The 3,108-nt window shown below is 45.3% G+C and carries 3 protein-coding genes; all 3 read right to left on the minus strand.

Annotated elements, in window-relative coordinates:
* Positions 1 to 305: 305 nt before the first annotated feature.
* The 3 genes from JGK14_RS33760 to petP all read right to left on the minus strand — a co-directional run bounded on the left by JGK14_RS33760 (position 306) and on the right by petP (position 2,864).
* Entirely contained in the window at positions 306 to 1,046 is a 741-nt protein-coding gene (locus JGK14_RS33760; protein WP_293187172.1) for a Uma2 family endonuclease, read from the minus strand.
* 297 nt (positions 1,047 to 1,343) lie between these two features.
* Positions 1,344 to 2,438 (minus strand): Get3/ArsA fold putative tail anchor-mediating ATPase NosAFP, encoded by a 1,095-nt coding sequence (locus tag JGK14_RS33765; protein ID WP_293187171.1) that lies wholly within the window; start codon positions 2,436 to 2,438, stop codon positions 1,344 to 1,346.
* Positions 2,439 to 2,663: 225 nt separating this feature from the next.
* Positions 2,664 to 2,864: a cytochrome b6f subunit PetP gene (gene petP / locus JGK14_RS33770; RefSeq protein ID WP_293155850.1), complete on the minus strand. Its 201-nt coding sequence runs from the start codon at positions 2,862 to 2,864 to the stop codon at positions 2,664 to 2,666.
* Between the last annotated feature and the right edge of the window lie 244 nt (positions 2,865 to 3,108).

Raw genomic sequence — 3,108 nt, forward strand, 5'->3', positions numbered from 1 at the left:
TCTGGTGATGAATCTTTCTGCCAGGGTACGGCAGGCTTTTTGGCTTTTTTTCTGTCTATTTCATAACAAAAACCTTTTTTGATGTTTTTTGGCTTAAATCATTGGTAAAAGCTATGTTTTGCCATCATAAAATTAACACAACTTATATTGTCGAGGCGATCTCAAATTCACTCATCTTTCTAAATGCTGTTTTCTGACTTTTTCAGCAAGCCCTAATTATGCGATCGCCACCCCTTGACAGGTCAAGACAGTATCTACGGAGATTATGTACGCGATTTAAATCGGCGTTTAAATTGCCCAATCATCTATTGCAATTGATTTGGATCGATTCCCATTGCTCGGAGTTGAGCTTCTAAGGCTTGCGATCGCGATCGTTCTTGCTCGAGCAAAGTTTCAGCCTCAGTCGCCCGTTCCTCTGCTTGTTGTCGCAGTTGCTCTGCTTCAGTCGCTTGTGCTTCCGCTTGGCGCCGCAGTTGAGCGAGTTCCACAAAACTCATAAATGCTTCTCCGTTTGGCCCGAACATTTCGAGTCCGGTTTCAGATAATTGGAACCGCACGCCCAATCTCGGACTGATCCAACCGTCTATTTGTTCGATCGCCTCTAACTCTTCCTCAACCCGCTGCCATCCTGTCAATTCTAATGTTTGTGGGTCGTACAAATAGTATTCTTCCACGCCGTAACGTTCGTAAAATTTGAACTTTTGAATCATCGGAGCAGGCCGATTTCCCGGCGACCAAATTTCAAAAACGACTTGCGGCGGAATATTATCTTCATTCCACTGTTGATAGGAACCTCGATATCCTTTTGGTCTACCAAAAACTACCATCACATCTGGTGCTTGGCAAAGTTTATTATTTCTTTCAACGGGATACCAAAGCAAGTCGCCGGCTACGAAAACATTCGGGTCATTCGCAAACAATAGTTCGGAATTTTCCTTAATCCAAACGATTAATCGAAACTGCTCAGTATTGTCTGACATTGGTTCTCCGTTATCGTCAGGGTATACGATGTTTTGTTGGTCGGGAGATTGCAGTTGTCTAACCATTGCTGTTTTCCCAAATTTGCTAATGATTTTATATTATAGACGCACTGCGGGCGATCGTATTTTCCAAGATTTATCGATAATTTTCAGTGTTTGTGGTCGTAGGGTGCGGATCCATGAAAAATCCCTAAATTATAGCCTTTCTCGGAAAGATGAGGTATGACTGACAGCTTATATAACCATTTAAACGTATAGGGCCCAAGCCCAACAACGTACCCCATACAACTACTAATAAAAATAATGTGGAACGGGCATCTTGCCCGTTCCAAAATTTACCCAAAATCCCGAACAACTTAACTGCTAAAAAGAAATAATCAAGTAACCATTCTGGAATTTAGCACCTGTGACAGATTTTCCAGTTAGCGCCGGAGGAAGCAAGATATTGCGCCGCTGATCGCCCGCTTCGATCGTCACTTCCGGCCCGGATTGAATCAATTTAATTTCTTTCTTGTCAAACCCAGGCAAAAACAAACTAACTAGACGCTGTGCAGTGTTGATGTTAATCGGTTTAGGAGCTTTCCCAGCTTCAGAAAAATCTGGCAAAGCATCAATTAACGGCTGCCAATTATTATCGCTGTGGGCCGGCACAGAAACTGCTGTCAAAGGATCGAAATCAGCAGCAATCGTTTCTGTAAGCGGTGCTTGATTGACAATCACACCGCCGACAGTTAAACCAATTTGTTGAGAACTTCCCCACAAATAGCGCGCAGTGCCGATCGCACTTGCATCCCCAGTCGTCACCAAATAAGCGGCGGTGCGGTTCGGATCTGCCAGCGCTTCCTTACCCTTATCCAACAGATTATCGACTTGCTTGGTAGATTGAAAAGCATTGTCTCCCGACATATCCACCGTCAACACGGTACTGACAACCGGTTGAATAAAAGGCGACAAAGCTTTCCCCAAATCCGAATCTACCAACGCTTGGCGGAAGCGACGGATGTACCAGCTCAAAATTTCCGGCATTCCCAACATCCGCAGCGTATCCATGCCGCCGCTGCCGTCATACACAATGACATCATATTGTTTGCTGTCGTCGTATTCCCGAAGTTCATTCAACGCCAGCGCGCTGTCCATCCCAGGTAACACTCCCAATTCTTGCCCGTAAATCTGCTTGAAAAACGGAGTGCGGACATATTGAGCTTCTAGTTGTTTAATTTCGTCCCACCTGCGTTCTAGCAGCGGCGCGCTGTTCACCTGAACTGCTTTGAAGTTGGGGGCGATTTCCTGTGGCGTGGGAGTCAGGGGAACCCCTAGCAGAATACCCAATGCAGGCCCCGGATCTTGGCCGAGTAGCAGAACTCGCTTGCCTTGAGCCGCATATTTTTTAGCTGTTGCGATCGCGATCGTGCTGCGGCCAGTGCCGCCTTTGCCCAAAAATGTCAAAATCAAAGCCATTTTCTGTTCTCAGTGCCAAAGCTTACTACTTAACATTTAAGCGCAACCTTCAGCCAGAGTTGTCAGTTGTCAGTGGGTAGTTGTCAGTGGTTAGTGGGCTGTGGGCAGTGGGCAGTAGGTAGTTGTTCTTTCTGATTCCTGATGTGTGAGTTGTTAGCTGCTACCAATAACAACTGACAACTGACAACTAACAACTGCCCACTGCCCACTGACAACGGCCTTCTACTAAACTGCTTCTAGCTCATCTTCAAAGAACCAAGTCGCAAAACCGTCAAACTTGACAACCACGCCTACTCCGCTGCCATCAACCATTCTGAATCCGTCAACAGTGCCTACTGGATTTTCCTTTATCTTGCCCACCATATTTGCAGGTATCCGATCTCTGAGACGGCGTACCTTAACTCTCTGACCTACTTCTATTGCCACTGAAATTGTTCTCCTGCTCTACATAACTTATATACAAGCGTTCATTTTACAGTTTGGCGGTCTCGATCGAGCAGCAACACCACCGGGCCCGATCGCCCGCCATGATTTTCCAGCGAAATTTTCGATCAAATTTCCCTAAAAGACGGTATTATAAAACTTTATTAAGTTTGTAAGCAGTAGTAAGCAATAGTAGTATCATATAGTCAAAATGGTCAACTGAGAGAATTATTGCGATCGTCCAAAA

The organism is Microcoleus sp. PH2017_28_MFU_U_A (genome assembly GCF_020738035.1).
Lineage (GTDB): Bacteria > Cyanobacteriota > Cyanobacteriia > Cyanobacteriales > Microcoleaceae > Microcoleus.

What these genes read in the sequence shown, in the direction of transcription:
- JGK14_RS33760 (WP_293187172.1), bottom strand. Translation starts at nt 1,046, where the DNA reads ATGGTTAGACAACTGCAATCTCCCGACCAACAAAACATCGTATACCCT.
- JGK14_RS33765 (WP_293187171.1), bottom strand. Translation starts at nt 2,438, where the DNA reads ATGGCTTTGATTTTGACATTTTTGGGCAAAGGCGGCACTGGCCGCAGC.